The sequence below is a fragment of the Hyphomicrobium sp. genome (genome assembly GCF_035572195.1).
In the GTDB taxonomy this organism is placed as follows: domain Bacteria; phylum Pseudomonadota; class Alphaproteobacteria; order Rhizobiales; family Hyphomicrobiaceae; genus Hyphomicrobium_B.
In genome coordinates, this window is record NZ_DATNBA010000127.1 from 1 (window position 1) to 13,768 (window position 13,768).

General features: G+C 60.0%; 14 protein-coding genes. 10 read left to right on the plus strand and 4 right to left on the minus strand.

Annotated elements, in window-relative coordinates; all coding sequences use genetic code 11:
* The 3 genes from VN623_RS10530 to VN623_RS10540 form a co-directional block, all read left to right on the plus strand.
* Nucleotides 1-268 (plus strand): nucleoside-diphosphate kinase (locus VN623_RS10530; protein WP_325570833.1); only part of this gene is annotated, 268 nt, incomplete at its 5' end.
* 94 nt (nt 269-362) lie between these two features.
* The gene (locus tag VN623_RS10535; RefSeq protein ID WP_325570882.1) at nt 363-512 is read left to right on the plus strand and encodes a DinB family protein; all 150 of its coding nucleotides are present in this window, start codon (nt 363-365) and stop codon (nt 510-512) included.
* Between the two features lie 167 nt (nt 513-679).
* The gene (locus tag VN623_RS10540; protein WP_325570835.1) at nt 680-853 is read left to right on the plus strand and encodes a DinB family protein; all 174 of its coding nucleotides are present in this window, start codon (nt 680-682) and stop codon (nt 851-853) included.
* A gap of 88 nt (nt 854-941) precedes the next feature.
* Here VN623_RS10540 and VN623_RS10545 read toward each other — a convergent pair whose 3' ends face one another.
* The 4 genes from VN623_RS10545 to purM form a co-directional block, all read right to left on the minus strand.
* Nucleotides 942-1,136 (minus strand): hypothetical protein, encoded by a 195-nt coding sequence (locus VN623_RS10545; RefSeq protein WP_325570837.1) that lies wholly within the window; start codon nt 1,134-1,136, stop codon nt 942-944.
* A 381-nt stretch (nt 1,137-1,517) separates the two neighbouring features.
* On the minus strand, nt 1,518-2,879 hold the full coding sequence (locus tag VN623_RS10550; RefSeq protein ID WP_325570839.1) for a cytochrome P450: 1,362 nt from the start codon (nt 2,877-2,879) through the stop codon (nt 1,518-1,520).
* A gap of 195 nt (nt 2,880-3,074) precedes the next feature.
* Nucleotides 3,075-3,737: a phosphoribosylglycinamide formyltransferase gene (gene purN, locus VN623_RS10555; RefSeq protein ID WP_414653203.1), complete on the minus strand. Its 663-nt coding sequence runs from the start codon at nt 3,735-3,737 to the stop codon at nt 3,075-3,077.
* A 128-nt stretch (nt 3,738-3,865) separates the two neighbouring features.
* Nucleotides 3,866-5,008, minus strand: coding sequence for a phosphoribosylformylglycinamidine cyclo-ligase (gene purM / locus VN623_RS10560; RefSeq protein WP_325570843.1), 1,143 nt, complete (start codon nt 5,006-5,008; stop codon nt 3,866-3,868).
* 202 nt (nt 5,009-5,210) lie between these two features.
* Here purM and VN623_RS10565 point away from each other — a divergent pair, with 202 nt between their 5' ends.
* The 7 genes from VN623_RS10565 (at nt 5,211) to VN623_RS10595 (ending at nt 13,727) form a co-directional block, all read left to right on the plus strand.
* The gene (locus VN623_RS10565) at nt 5,211-6,341 is read left to right on the plus strand and encodes a DUF2066 domain-containing protein (RefSeq protein WP_325570845.1); all 1,131 of its coding nucleotides are present in this window, start codon (nt 5,211-5,213) and stop codon (nt 6,339-6,341) included.
* A 188-nt stretch (nt 6,342-6,529) separates the two neighbouring features.
* On the plus strand, nt 6,530-7,084 hold the full coding sequence (locus tag VN623_RS10570; RefSeq protein WP_325570847.1) for a CDP-alcohol phosphatidyltransferase family protein: 555 nt from the start codon (nt 6,530-6,532) through the stop codon (nt 7,082-7,084).
* 53 nt (nt 7,085-7,137) lie between these two features.
* Nucleotides 7,138-8,211 carry an AI-2E family transporter gene (locus tag VN623_RS10575; protein WP_325570849.1) on the plus strand — a complete coding sequence of 358 codons (1,074 nt, stop codon included), beginning with the start codon at nt 7,138-7,140 and terminating at the stop codon, nt 8,209-8,211.
* Between the two features lie 15 nt (nt 8,212-8,226).
* A complete protein-coding gene (locus VN623_RS10580; protein ID WP_325570884.1) occupies nt 8,227-8,901 on the plus strand; it encodes a DnaA ATPase domain-containing protein in 675 nt (224 codons plus the stop codon).
* Nucleotides 8,902-8,998: 97 nt separating this feature from the next.
* Nucleotides 8,999-11,170 (plus strand): RNA degradosome polyphosphate kinase, encoded by a 2,172-nt coding sequence (locus VN623_RS10585; protein ID WP_325570852.1) that lies wholly within the window; start codon nt 8,999-9,001, stop codon nt 11,168-11,170.
* 15 nt (nt 11,171-11,185) lie between these two features.
* Entirely contained in the window at nt 11,186-12,718 is a 1,533-nt protein-coding gene (locus VN623_RS10590; protein WP_325570854.1) for a Ppx/GppA phosphatase family protein, read from the plus strand.
* A gap of 76 nt (nt 12,719-12,794) precedes the next feature.
* A complete protein-coding gene (locus tag VN623_RS10595; protein ID WP_325570856.1) occupies nt 12,795-13,727 on the plus strand; it encodes a J domain-containing protein in 933 nt (310 codons plus the stop codon).
* The last annotated feature ends 41 nt before the right edge of the window (nt 13,728-13,768 follow it).

Below are 13,768 nucleotides of genomic sequence, written 5' to 3' on the forward strand. Positions count from 1 at the left end.
AGAACACAAGGCGCGGCCATTTTACGGCGAACTCGTCGAATTCATGACATCGGGCCCGGTCGTTTTGCAGGTTCTGGAAGGCGAAAACGCCATAGCCAAGTACCGCGAAGTCATGGGCGCGACCGACCCGGCAGAGGCTGCGGAAGGCACTGTTCGTAAGCTTTTCGCTGAATCGAAGGGCGCGAATTCGACGCATGGGTCCGACAGCGCCGCCGCCGCTGATCGCGAAATTGGCCTGAATTTCCGCCCCGACGAAATCGTCGGCTGAACACGCTTCAATTCGCTTGCTGAGTGTGGCGAGTTCAGGTGTGTCGCCTCGCTACTAAGAGACCCGCATGATCTCTGTCTCCTACGTTCAAACAATGTCTCGTTATAGCGCTTGGCAGAACAGGCGGGTGTACGACGCCGCTGGACGCCTGACCGATGCGGCACGCAAGAAGGATCGGGGCGCCTTTTTCGGTTCGATCCACGCCACGATCAACCACATCTTGTGGGCCGACAGACGTGGCTGATGTGGTGGGGCGCCGCGCCGCGCCTCGACCGGCCGCAAATCGATTGCGGACGGATTGACGATGTTCGACGACTGGGAACGGCTGGCCTAAGAGCGCCGCCGTTCCGACGCGATCATTCAGGACTGGGCGAACGGTCTCAATGCGTCGGGGCTCGAGGGTAATCTCGCTTGGTATTCGGCCTCAGCCGGACGCGAGCTGATGTCGCCCCGGCACTCGTCGTCACGCACGTTTTCAATCATCAGACGCATCATCGCGGGCAGGTTCATGCGCTGTTGACGGACTTGGGCGTCAAACCGGGCTTCACGGATCTGACGTTTGGACCGGACCTTTTCGCGAGCTGAGGCAAGGCCTCTCGGCGGCTTGGCCAAAAAAAACTGGGCCGCGCACGACGCGCGACCCAGTATGATTTGGATCAGGACTGGGGGTGGCCTAAGCCGCGGCAACCCAGCTGCCCGCAACGAAACCGAATGCAACCGCATCAGGGTTACGGCGCGCGGTTTCAAGCAGCTTCTCAGGAGATTCGACTTCAAGGCCGCTCAAGGCGCGGCCTTTCTTTTTGTATGGTTTCGCACCTGTCAGTAGAAAAACGGACTTACCAAGAACTACTGTTTTCACCGACTCCATGACGGGGGTCTCCTGGAGTTGTAGTGCACGGGGGAAATCACAAAAACAAACTGACGCTGTAAATCCTTACTGATCCATTAACGTGCTGAGAATATGACAGCATTAACCTTGGCTGCACATGAACCTGTCTCGCACATGCGAGCGATCTACAACCCGATTTGCAGTTAACTGAGCATTTCCGTGGCGATCGGGCATTGGTGCGCTGCGAAAAAGGCTGTGGATAATCCGCTAAAAGACAAATGTTTGGAATGATTTTCTGAGGCTGGCATCCGTCTAAGTCACACCTAACTCGCCCGCCGAAGACACGCCCATCGGCCCTATACGGCGGTCACGTCATTTTGTGTGGTGAGCCTGACGGACATCCATCGCGGCCGCGCTGTATTAGCTCAGCTCCCGGATGCGGAACTTGAGGCCGCCCTTTGGCGTCAGCGTCACCGTCGCATTGAGACGTGGCGGACCATCGCCTGCGTATTCCGGTCGGAAGCGACGGAGCAGGATCGACAGCGCCAGCGTGTTCTCGACCTGGCTCATGGCGCCGCCGATGCACGCGCGCTTTCCCGCGCCAAACGGAATGTAGCTGTACTTCACGTGCTTCTTGGCATTGCCGGCCATCCAGCGTTCCGGCACGAACTCTTCCGGCTTCTCCCAGAACTTCGGATTGTGGTGCGCGCCATAAGCGAAAAGCGTGACGCGATCGCCGGGATTTATTTTGACGCCGCCGATTTCGTCGGCCTCCGTTGCGACGCGGATAATTCCCCAGATGGGCGGATAAATGCGCATCGTCTCTTGGATCACGGCCCGCGTGTAAGCGAGACCGGAATAATCGGCAGCCGTCGGTGCTCGGTTGCCGTAGACCGCTTCGCCTTCCTGGCGGATGCGCTCGACCGCCTCGGGACGCCGTGACGTTTCATAGAGCGCCCAGGCAAGGGTCAGCGCCGTCGTTTCCGTTCCGGCCCAAAGATATTGCTTCAACTCGTCGACGGCTTGCTGACGATCGAATTCCGGCACAGCCGGATCGTCGACCGCTGCCTCGATCATTTTCAGAAGCGTGCGCTCGCGTTCTTCGCGCGGATCGGCGGAAATGACGGCTGGCGGCACGCTGGCCCAGACTTTCATGGCCTTCGCCGTATCTTCGTCCGTCATTTCGAAGATTTCACCCGCCTGCTTCCTGAGGCGGATCTCACGATGGTTCATCACATCTGTGTAGGTCTTCACGCACTTGAACACGACGTGCGGGTTGAACGGCATGTCGCGATCAAACAGTGCCTTGCAGATCATGTCGGCCGCGAGCGTCCAAGTCTGTTCGACCATTTCGACCGTCTCGCCTGATTTCGCGAGATCGGACCAAATCGCCATTTTCGCTTCAATGGCCTTCAGGAAGTACGGAATGTATTCGGCGAACATGTCGGGATGAAACGCCGGCTGCTGCGGCATGCGGATCTTTTGCCAGAGCGCGCCGTCATTGGTGATCATCGATTTGCCGAAGATAGGCCTCAGCCCGTCGAAATATTTGACGTAGTTGTCCACCTTGGTGACGAGCACATGCTTGAAGTATTCCGGTTCCGAAACCAGCACGACGCGTTGGTTCGCCATGTTGACCGGCAACACCGGACCATAGCGTTCCATCATGTGCATCAGGATGCGCATCGGATTGTCTGGGTCGCCGCGCAGTAGCGGCGTCAGCTTGAACCAGATGCTCGATTCCTCGCCGAGGCCCAGAGTGTGGCTGGCGGTGGTTTCCATTACCGTGTCTCTCCATCGGGATCAGCGGGGCCGCGCAGATGTAAGCGACGGTCGCGCTTTCGGACAGCTTCCAAAGCTGCATTCGACGTTCCAGGCTGCCGGACTCCCACTCCGGAACCATGAGAAATATCATGGCTTAGGGGGTGGCTGTCCATGCGACGGCCAGCGCAGGGTAACCGGCGTGTGACTTTCCACTCAAACGCCGGGCGAAAAGAGTGATCCCAAGTCGGTAACACGCTCAGAGATAATAACCTTTTCCCCTTCGCAACGAGCGCGACCCGAAGCCACAAGCATTAAGGCAATAGGGTAAATTCTGTGTTCGGCCTCGAGCACGCGGGCCGCGAGTGTTGTCGCAGTGTCACTACTGAGCACCGGAACGGCCGCTTGGGCGATGATCGGGCCGGTGTCCGTCTCGGTTCTAACGAAGTGCACGGTGCACCCGGCGATCCTCACTCCTGCCTCCAGCGCCCGCTCGTGCGTATGCAACCCTTTGAAGCTCGGTAGCAGCGACGGGTGGATATTGATCATGCGGTCGCGCCAGTGTTCGACGAACGCCGGCGTCATCAACCGCATGAAGCCCGCAAGCGCGATGAGTTCGACCTTTGCCGCGTCGAGGGCCTGCTGCAGCGCGCCTTCGAAGGCTGAGCGCGAGGCATGGGCCTTATGGTCGATGACCAACGTCGCGAGTCCGTTCGCCTTCGCCCATTGCAGCCCCGCCGCGTCCGGACGGTTCGAGACGACGAGAACGATTTTTGCCGGATAGTCGGCGGCACACGCTGCGGCGGCAAGCGCCTGCATATTCGAGCCGCGGCCGGAGATCAAAATGGCGGTGCGCTTTTTCGTGGTCATGGCGCGCATCTAGCACGAGCAACCACGGACGCGCGAGTGCGGTCGCGCCCCCAAACGAAAGGCTTGGTGGATTGGCCAGCAGATCAATTTGCGAGGCTGGCTCCGCCGGCTCAAGGCAAGATCGCCGACGGACGCTATCAATCGCCTTTCGAAGCGAACCCCAATCGCCCGTCGTACTTCACCGCCCACGCTTCGCCCTTGCCCTTGGCTTCGGACTTTTCACCAGTCGGCGGGATGACGTCGCCGATGATGAGCGGCGCTTCCCCCTCGGCTTTCAGCGCCGCCAGCACCTCTTGCGTCCGCGACTTTGCAGCGACGACGACCATGCCGATGCCGCAATTGAACGTGCGCAGCATTTCGGCGTCATCTAGGTTGCCGGTCTTCGCGAGCCAGCCGAACACGGCAGGCGCCTCGAACGACGAAAGGTCGATCCGCGCCGCCGCGTCCTTCGGCATGACGCGCGGTAGATTTTCCGAAAGGCCGCCGCCGGTAATGTGCGACAGCGCCTTTATGGCTCCATTCGGTCCCGATCTGCCGGTCGCGCGGATCGCAGCGAGAACGGGTTTGACGTAGATCCGCGTCGGCGTCAGCAGTGCTTCGGCGACCGTTCTGCCAGAAGCGAAAGAGGCCGGCGCGCTCCAATCGAGTCCGGCGTGGCTGACGAGTTTGCGCACGAGGCTGTAGCCGTTTGAATGGACGCCCGACGACATGAGGCCGATCAGCGTGTCGCCGATGGCAATGTCGGGGCGCGGCAGAACCTCGTTGCGCTCGACGGCGCCGACGGCAAAACCAGCCAAATCGTAATCGCCCGTCTTATACATGCCGGGCATCTCGGCGGTTTCCCCGCCGATCAGCGCCGAGCCAGCTTGCTTGCAGCCTTCGGCAATGCCCGCGATCACGTCACGCGCCGCGCCAACGTCGAGCTTTCCGACCGCAAGATAATCCAGGAAAAATAGCGGTTCGGCACCCTGCACGACGAGATCGTTGACGCACATGGCGACAAGATCGATGCCGATCGTCGAATGACGGCCCGTATCGATTGCGATCTTGAGCTTCGTGCCGACGCCGTCGTTCGCCGCGACGAGGATCGGATCGCGAAAGCCGGCGCGCTTCAAATCGAACAAGCCGCCGAAGCCGCCGAGATCGACATCGGCGCCGGGCCGGCTCGTCGCCTTGGCGAGCGGCCTGATCGCGGAAACCAGTGCGTTCCCGGCGTCGATATCGACACCCGCACCGGCGTAGGTAATCGGTTTTGATCGGCTATCTTTGGCGGAGGGCATCAAACCTCGCATGATGAGGATGTGAGATGAACGTCTCCACACCTTTGCGGGCGGTCATGTGAGACATTGGTTCCGTTAAACTCACTTTTGCCCCATTGCCAACCCGGGATGGGGGTCGTAGCAGCCCCGAGAGGTGAGGGCAACGCAGGCTCATGCTGCATCGAGCCATGCGTGTCCAGATAATGCAACGATGAGGCATGCCGTGCACGCGAGACGCTCGCTCGCAATCGTTCTTTGGGTTTGGATGGCCACCGCGCACCTTTGCGCCGGATTGGCCTTCGCAGCCGGCGCCGATAGCGCCTACACGATTGCGAACTATCCCGTCGATGCGACCGCCGCCAACGCCGTCGCCGCAAAACAGCAGGCGCTCGCCGACGGTCAGCAGGCGGCATTCCGCTCGCTCTTGAAACGCATCGTGCCGGTCACCGCTTACAAGCAGCTGACGCGCGTTAAGGATATCAAAGCCGCAAATCTCATATCGGGAGTCACCGTCCGTTCGGAGAAAAACTCCGCGACCGACTATCTCGCGAACCTCGATTTCTCATTTCAGGCCGATGCCGTTCGCGCCGAGCTGTCGCGTCAAAGCATCCCGTTCGTCGATGAGCAGGCGCCGCCGGTAGGGTTGATCACGGTGCTGCTTCAGGGCAATCCGCCAGCCGTGACGAACGATACGGGGCTGTGGCGCCGTGCCTGGACCGGCCTCGACCTGAAGCACACGATCACGCCCGTTACCGTGCAAGACCTGAAGCCGGAGATCCACGCCGATACCGTCAGCATGCTGCTCGCCGGAGACGGCAACGGATTGCGCATTCTCAATGACGAGTACGGCACCAAGCTCATCGTCATGGCGGTCGCCGAGCCCGATATGGTGGCGAAGAAGTTGACCGTAACGCTCGCAGGACAGGATGCTGTCGGACCTCTGCTTCTGAAACGCACCTACCGCATGACGAACGGCGACCTCGGGTACACATCCGAGCTTGCAGCCGTCATTGCGCTTGGTGTGCTCGAAGGCCGTTGGAAGGCGATCAAATCTGGGCCTGCACAACAGGCATCGACCGGCGCGCCGGTCTGGTCGGCCTCGACGGGTGCCGGAGGCGAAGTGGTGCGGTTTACGGCGTCATTCGTCGATCCCGGGCAATGGAACGAGATCCGCGCCCAGCTCCTCGACACGCCGGGCGTCGATGCCCTCGAAATTGCTACCGTCTCGGACCGCGATGCCGACGTATCGCTGCGGTTCCCGGGCGGCGCCAGAGGCCTGGCTGATGCTCTGGGCGCTCGCGGCTTAAGTCTTGCAAACACTTCGGGCGGCTGGGTTCTTCGTCCAAACTATTGATAATAAACGAAGTTATTTGTAATCCCAGCGATCCTTCCGACCACGACGAAGCCGTAAGATGATCGCTGACCCAGCCGGGAAGATGTTGTGCTCGACGGGACGAACCGTCCGAGGTTAGGTTCGCGCCCTTATTTGAAATACGGGCGACCTCGAAGAGGCGGGATACAAATGGACAGGATCAGGCCGGCGTGAGCATTCCCAACCTCATTACGCTCGGCCGGGTCATCCTCGTACCTGTGGTTTTTTGGCTACTCCTGACCGGCGAGCTCAAAGCGGCGTTTCTGGTGTTTGTTGTTGCCGGTATCTCCGATGCCGTCGACGGCTTTCTTGCGAAACGCTTTAATTGGGAGACCGAGCTCGGTGCCTATTTGGACCCGATCGCCGACAAGCTGCTGATCGTCTGCATCTTCATCGCTCTCGGCGTAACCGGCCGCTTACCGTCATGGCTCGTGATCACGGTGGTGTCGCGCGACGTGCTGATCGTCATCGCCGTCGTACTGTCTTGGCTGCTCGGCCACCCGACTCCGATGAAACCTCTGGCGGTCAGCAAGATCAATACCGTCGCCCAGATCGTGCTCGCCGCGACGGTGCTCGCCGACGAGGCGTTCGTGCTGATGCTCAATGGTCCCGTACAGCTTCTCAACCTGCTCGTTGCCGTGACGACGGTGGCGTCGCTCATTGCATATTTACGCGTGTGGCTCCGCCACATGACGCTCTATGAATCGGCGGGCTCCAATACCTGAATGACCTGGCGCATGCTATCGTTGTCGTAGCGATATTTTGAGGGCTGAGACTGATGCAACTCGAGCGCCATGCGCTGTTCTGGACGGCGAGCGCCCTGTTGTTCGTTTATCTCGTCCAGGTTCTGGCGCCGGTTCTCTTGCCCTTCGTGCTGGGCATGACGCTCGCCTATTTTTTCAATCCGCTGGTCGATATTTTGGCTCGTGCCGGACTGCCGCGCTGGGCGTCGGCCATTCTGTTGCTGGCCGCCTCGACATGCCTGATTGTGCTTGCCCTGGTGTTTGTCGTCCCGATCCTCGCGCAGCAGGCCGCGGGACTGATTGAAGCGGCGCCGCGAGAGATCGCGCGTTTCAGAGTTTTAATCGAGGATAGTGCCCGAGAGTATCTCGGCGGCCGTTATCCACAGGCCGAGAGTACCGTCAGGACGGCACTGGAGTCATTCAGCTCGGCCATGCCGTCCATGTTGACCGGCCTCGCCGCGAGCGTCTGGAACAAGGGGTCCGCGGCATTCAACTTCGTTTCCGTTCTTCTGGTGACGCCGCTTGTATTTTTTTACGCTCTACTCGACTGGCCGAAAATGATCGCAAAACTCGATTCCTGGTTGCCACGCGATAATGCCGATCAGATACGGGCGCTCGCTCTAGAAATCGACAGTCGGGTGTCGGCCTTCATTCGCGGCCAAGGTGCCGTTTGCTTGATCCTCGCATTGTATTACGCCGCGGCCCTGAGCGTTGCCGGGCTCGAGTACGGCTTGCTGGTGGGATCGCTGACGGGCCTCGCGTCGTTTATTCCGATCTTCGGTTGGTCGCTCGGCGCGATCGCTGCGACGGTACTGGCGGCGATCCAGTTCTGGCCGGATCTTTGGCAGGTGGCGATCATCGTCGGCATCATGCTTGCCGGTCAGGCGCTCGAGTCTGGTATTCTGACGCCAAATATCATCGGTTCGGAAATTGAACTGCATCCGGTTTGGCTGATCTTCGCGCTTTTGACCTTTAGCTATCTGTTCGGATTTTTAGGGCTACTTGTGGCGGTGCCGGTTTCTGCCGCAATCGGCGTGCTCGTACGCTTCGCGCTTCGCACCTATCTTGAGTCATCGGTTTATCAAGGCAGCGAGAGCGCGAAAGGATAAGCCTTGACACGCCCCATGCCGTCAGCGCCGGAACAACTTGTCTTTGAACTTCCACATCGCGCAGCGCTCGGGCGCGAGGACTTTCTCGTGTCCGATTCGAACGCCGCCGCAGTGGCGCTCGTCGATCGATGGCCCGACTGGCCGGTTGGCGCCGCCGTTCTTGTCGGTCCGAAAGGCAGCGGCAAAACGCATCTCGCCAATGTCTGGCTGCTGCGCTCCGCCGCCACCGTGTTCGACGCCTCGCAAATTTCACGCGACGATGTTCCGGCCATCGCTTCGGCCGGCGCTGCAATCATCGAAGACATCCAAAACCTCAACGATGAGGCGGCGCTTTTTCACCTTCTCAATCTGGTGCGCGAACAACGCCTGCAGATTCTGTTGACGACGGACATCGCGCCGGGCGATCTTTCTGTTGCGCTTCCCGACCTTATGTCCCGCCTCAAGGCATTGCCGCTTGCGTCGATCGAGGCACCCGACGATGCCCTCCTTCGCGCCGTGCTGGTGAAGTTGTTTGCCGACCGCCAGCTCAGCGTCGAGCCGCACGTCATCGGATACGTGCTGGTTCGGATGGAGCGCTCGATGTCGGCGGCGGAACGACTGGTGGCCGAGGCAGATCGTCAAGCGCTCGTGCTTCAGAAGCGCGTGACGCGGGCGGTCGCGGCTGCGGCGCTTGATAGATTGGGGTACTAAGACGTCCAGGCCGGTTTGTGTTTCGGCTGTCATTTAGGTGTAAAGAAATACGCAGAAGGCAGAAGTCCCCAGTCGACTCTTGGAGCCACCTACCAACATGGCATCGGCAAAGAGCAGAACGAACATCAAAGCGGATATTCAATCCGTGCCGCAGGGACCGGACCGCTTTTACAATCGCGAGCTGTCCTGGCTGCAATTCAATCATCGCGTTTTGGAAGAAGCCAGCAACCAGCAGCATCCACTGCTCGAGCGCCTGCGATTTCTCTCAATTGCCGCCGCCAATCTCGATGAATTCTACATGGTTCGCGCCGCCGGCGTGTACGGCCAGGTTAGTGCCGGCATCTCAACGCTGTCTCAGGACGGCTTGACGCCAATGCAGCAGCTTGCTGCGATCAACAAGTTCGCCGCTCGTCTCGTGGCCGACAAGCAGGCCATCTGGCAGACGATCAAGACGGAACTCGCCGGCACCGGCATCCACGTGCTGCAGGGCGACGAAGTGACCCCCGGTCAGCGCGCCCGGCTCGAGCAGCTTTTCCTGACGCACATTTTCCCGATCTTGACGCCGATAGCCGCCGATCCTGCGCATCCCTTTCCGTTCATTCTGAACAAGGGACTGACGATCGTCGTCGAGATGGTCCGCCCCGCCGACGGCAAGACGATGAACGGCCTTATCCCGATACCCGGTCAGCTCGATCGGTTTATTCGCCTCGAGGCCGATGCTGGCAAGCCCAAGGAAATCCGTTTCATCAAGCTCGAGAGCGTCATCGGTATGTTTCTAACCGAGCTGTTTTCGGGCTTCGACATAAAAAGTCAGGGTGCGTTTCGCGTGCTGCGCGACAGCGATATCGAATTGCAGGAAGAGGCCGAAGACCTTGTCCGCTCCTATGAAAGTCAATTGAAGCGGCGCCGGCGCGGCAACGTGATCCGCCTCGAGATCGAAGCGCGAATGCCGGACCGCTTGCGGAAATTCGTCGTTGGCGAGCTCGAGGTTCGCGAAGAAAGCGTCTTCGTCAAAGACGGTATCCTCGCCCTTGCCGACACCTCGCAGCTGATCGTCGCCGACCGGCCCGATCTGCTCTTCAAGCCGTTCAATATTCGCTTTCCCGAACGCATTCGCGAATTCAGCGGCGATTGCTTCGCCGCTGTGCGCAATAAGGACATCGTCGTTCACCATCCTTACGAAAGCTTCGACGTCGTCGTCCAATACTTGCGCCAGGCCGTTGCCGATCCGAACGTGATGGCGATCAAGTGGACGCTCTATCGAACGTCGCGCGACAGTCCCATCATTCAAGCGCTGAAAGAAGCCGTCGAGGCGGGTAAATCAGTCACGGCGGTTGTCGAGCTCAAAGCACGCTTCGATGAAGCGGCGAATATCCGCTGGGCACGCGACCTGGAAAGCGCCGGCGTTCACGTCGTCTATGGCTTCACCGAACTCAAGACGCATGCCAAGCTCGGGCTCATCGTCCGGCGCGAGGGCAGCGATCTGACGACGTACTGCCATATCGGCACGGGAAACTATCATCCGCAGACGGCACGCATTTACACCGACCTGTCGCTCTTCACCACCGATCCGGTGATCGCCCGCGATGTCTCGCGGATGATGAACTTCGTCACAGGGTACGGGCAGCCGGCCGAACTCGAATGTATGGCCGCAAGCCCGCACGGCATCCGCCATCTGATCATGACCCACATCGCCGAAGAAATCGCAAATGCCAAGGCCGGAAGGCCGAGCGGCATCTGGATGAAGATGAATGCACTCGTCGATGCGCACATCATTACAGCGCTTTACGATGCCAGCGAGGCCGGTGTGCCGATCGATCTCGTGGTGCGCGGCGTTTGCTGTTTGCGCCCTGGCATTCCGGGACTTTCGAGCAATATCAGAGTGAAAAGCATCATAGGACGCTTTCTCGAACATGCCCGCATTTACTGTTTCGCGAACGGCGAGGCCTTGCCTTCTCCCAACGCCGCCGTCTACATCAGCTCGGCCGACATGATGCCGCGCAACCTCGACCGTCGCGTCGAAGCGATGGCACCTATCAAGAATGCGACCGTTCACGAGCAAGTGCTGAACCAGATCATGGTAGCGAATTTGAGAGATAACCAACAAAGCTGGCGGATCAACTCCGACGGCAGCTCGACACGGTTACAACCGGGTCCGGGCGAGGAAGCTTTCAACGCTCACAAGTACTTCATGATAAACCCTTCGCTTTCAGGTCGCGGGCAATCTCTCAAAGAGCACTTCCCCCCGCGCTTCCGCCAGCTGGGCTAGAGCTGGGGCGCCCGCTTGACGCGATGGAAAGAAGTCTCGGGTGCCAATGAACGCACCGCGGAAATGGAGCCGATCGGTGTCATCGACATCGGCTCGAATTCGGTGCGCCTTGTCGTATACGAAGGCGCCGTGCGCGCACCGACACCGGTTTTCAATGAGAAGGTTCTCTGCGGCCTAGGCCGATCGGTTGCCTCGACCGGCAGCCTCAGCAGCGAAGCCGTCGAGCGCGCGATGGCCGCCTTGGCACGCTTCAATGTCATTGCCCACATCCTGAGCGTCAAGAATTTGAGAGTGATCGCGACGGCCGCCGTTCGTGACGCTCAGAACGGCCGCGAATTTATCGAACGTGGCGAACGCGTGCTCGGTGTCTCGATAGAAACGTTGTCCGGCGAAAAGGAAGCGCGATTGGCGGCCCAAGGCATCATGATGGGCTTCATCGATGCCGACGGCATTGCCGGCGATATGGGCGGCGGCAGCCTGGAGCTGATCGACATCGTGCAGGACCGGCTCAAAGAAGCGGCGACGGCGCCGCTCGGGGGCCTGCGTCTCATCGATAGCACAGGCAACAAGATCGAGCGCGCGGTTGACGTTATCGACAGTGCGCTGGCGAACCTGCCATGGCTCGCCAATGGCAAGGGGCGGACGTTCTACGCCGTCGGCGGCACCTGGCGGTCGCTTGCCAAGATGCACATGGACCAGATCCATTATCCATTGCGGGTGATGCAGGGCTATCGGCTCTCCACCGCGGAGGCACTCGATCTTTGCGAACAGTTTCGCAAAGCGAAAAAGCCGCTCGACATTCCGGGCATCGCTGGCGTCGCGCGGGCGAGGCGCGAAGTGCTGCCGTTTGGCGCAATCGTTCTTGATCGTCTTCTTCGGCGCATGCAGCCGCGTCAGGTCGTCTTCTCGGTCTTCGGTATTCGTGAGGGCTTGATCTATAGCTTGCTGCCGCCGCACGAGAAAATCCGCGATCCGCTCATCAGTTTCTGCGAAGACTATGCGGCGTTGCGTTCCCGATCTGTCGAACATGCGTGGGAGTTGTGTCGGTGGACCGATGAGCTCTTTGCCAATCCGGAATTCGAGGAGACGGCGGACGAACGCCGTCTGCGGTATGCGGCCTGTTTGCTATCCGACGTCGGCTGGCGGGCACATCCCGATTATCGCGGCGAGCAAAGCGTCAATACGATTGCCCATGCGGGTCTTGGCGGCGTCGATCACCAGGGCCGCATCTTTTTGGCGCTTTCTGTCTTCCATCGTCACGAGCCGGAAGATAACGGCGAACAGCTGTCCGAGCGGCTGCGAAGCCTTGTTAGCAAACGGGTGCAGCGGCGCGCCCGCATCGTCGGCGCTGCCATCAGGGCAGCCCATATGTTGTCGATCGGCATGGCCGGAATCATCGACCAGACCCCGCTTTCCTACGAAAACGGCAAATTGGTCCTCACTCTGCCGCGGCACTATGCTGCGCTCGATGGGGAACGGCTGCGGCGCCGGTTCGGAACGCTTGCCGATTTGATCGGTAAAAAGTTCGATATCAGGATTAGCGGTTAAAGACGCGATACGCCTCGCTTGTGGCGCGGGAATTTCTGGTAGTCTGCTCTGACAGCTCGCAGGATCAAGATAGCCTATGGCGGAAGACCTCTACGACATTCTTGGCGTCTCGCGCCGCGCCACCGAGGATGAAATCCGCAGCGCATTTCGCAAACTTGCGAAAGCCAACCACCCCGACGTCAATCCCAATAATTCGGCCGCCGCGGAACGCTTCAAGAAAATCACCGCCGCCAACGATATTCTGAGCGATCCGGAAAAGCGCCGGCAATACGATTCCGGCGAAATTGACGCTAAAGGCGATCCTCGCCGGCCTCAGTGGGGGCGGGCAGCGGGAGCCAGGCGTGGTGCCGAGGCGCGCGGCGGCGGCCCGCGCGGTGGACACCCAGGTGGTGCCGGATTTGATGATTACAGCTTTTCCGACATTTTTTCGGACGTCTTCGGAGCTAGCCAATCTGGCCGTCGGGAGGGCCGCGGCTTTGCCGTTCGCGGGCAGGATCTCCGCTACTCACTGGAAGTCGATTTTCTCGAAGCCGTGCTCGGCGCAAAAAAGCGCGTGACGTTGCCCGATGGCGGTGTGCTCGACCTAGCTGTCCCCGAAGGCGTCACCGATGGTCAGGTCTTGAGGCTGAAGGGCAAAGGCACACCTGGCAGCCCCGGCGCCGAACACGGCGATGCGCTGGTCGAAATCAAGGTCCGTCCGCACGCAGACTTCAAGCGCGACGGCGACGATATCCTGCTGGAACTGCCGATCACGATTGACGAAGCCGTGCTCGGCGGCCGGGTCCAGGTTCCGACCCCGACCGGGCGCGTGCAGCTCACGATCCCGAAGGGCACGAGTTCGGGACGGACCTTTCGCTTGAAAGGCAAGGGCGTGCGATCGAAGGCCGGTACGGTTGGAGATCAGCTCGTGACCGTCAAAATCATTGTGCCGCCTGAGATCGACGAAAGCCTGTCGTATTTCTTCTCGGAATGGCGCCAGAAGCACGGCTACGATCCGGGACGCAAATAGCCGCGGCGGCGTTCGAGTATTCAACCAATCACGTCAAGGCC

Coding starts and splice junctions, on each gene's coding strand:
- VN623_RS10580 (WP_325570884.1), top strand. CDS start 8,227: ATGCCGTCAGCGCCGGAACAACTTGTCTTTGAACTTCCACATCGCGCA.
- VN623_RS10535 (WP_325570882.1), top strand. CDS start 363: ATGTCTCGTTATAGCGCTTGGCAGAACAGGCGGGTGTACGACGCCGCT.
- VN623_RS10545 (WP_325570837.1), bottom strand. CDS start 1,136: ATGGAGTCGGTGAAAACAGTAGTTCTTGGTAAGTCCGTTTTTCTACTG.
- VN623_RS10585 (WP_325570852.1), top strand. CDS start 8,999: ATGGCATCGGCAAAGAGCAGAACGAACATCAAAGCGGATATTCAATCC.
- VN623_RS10550 (WP_325570839.1), bottom strand. CDS start 2,879: ATGGAAACCACCGCCAGCCACACTCTGGGCCTCGGCGAGGAATCGAGC.
- purM (WP_325570843.1), bottom strand. CDS start 5,008: ATGCCCTCCGCCAAAGATAGCCGATCAAAACCGATTACCTACGCCGGT.
- VN623_RS10595 (WP_325570856.1), top strand. CDS start 12,795: ATGGCGGAAGACCTCTACGACATTCTTGGCGTCTCGCGCCGCGCCACC.
- VN623_RS10575 (WP_325570849.1), top strand. CDS start 7,138: ATGCAACTCGAGCGCCATGCGCTGTTCTGGACGGCGAGCGCCCTGTTG.
- purN (WP_414653203.1), bottom strand. CDS start 3,737: ATGCGCGCCATGACCACGAAAAAGCGCACCGCCATTTTGATCTCCGGC.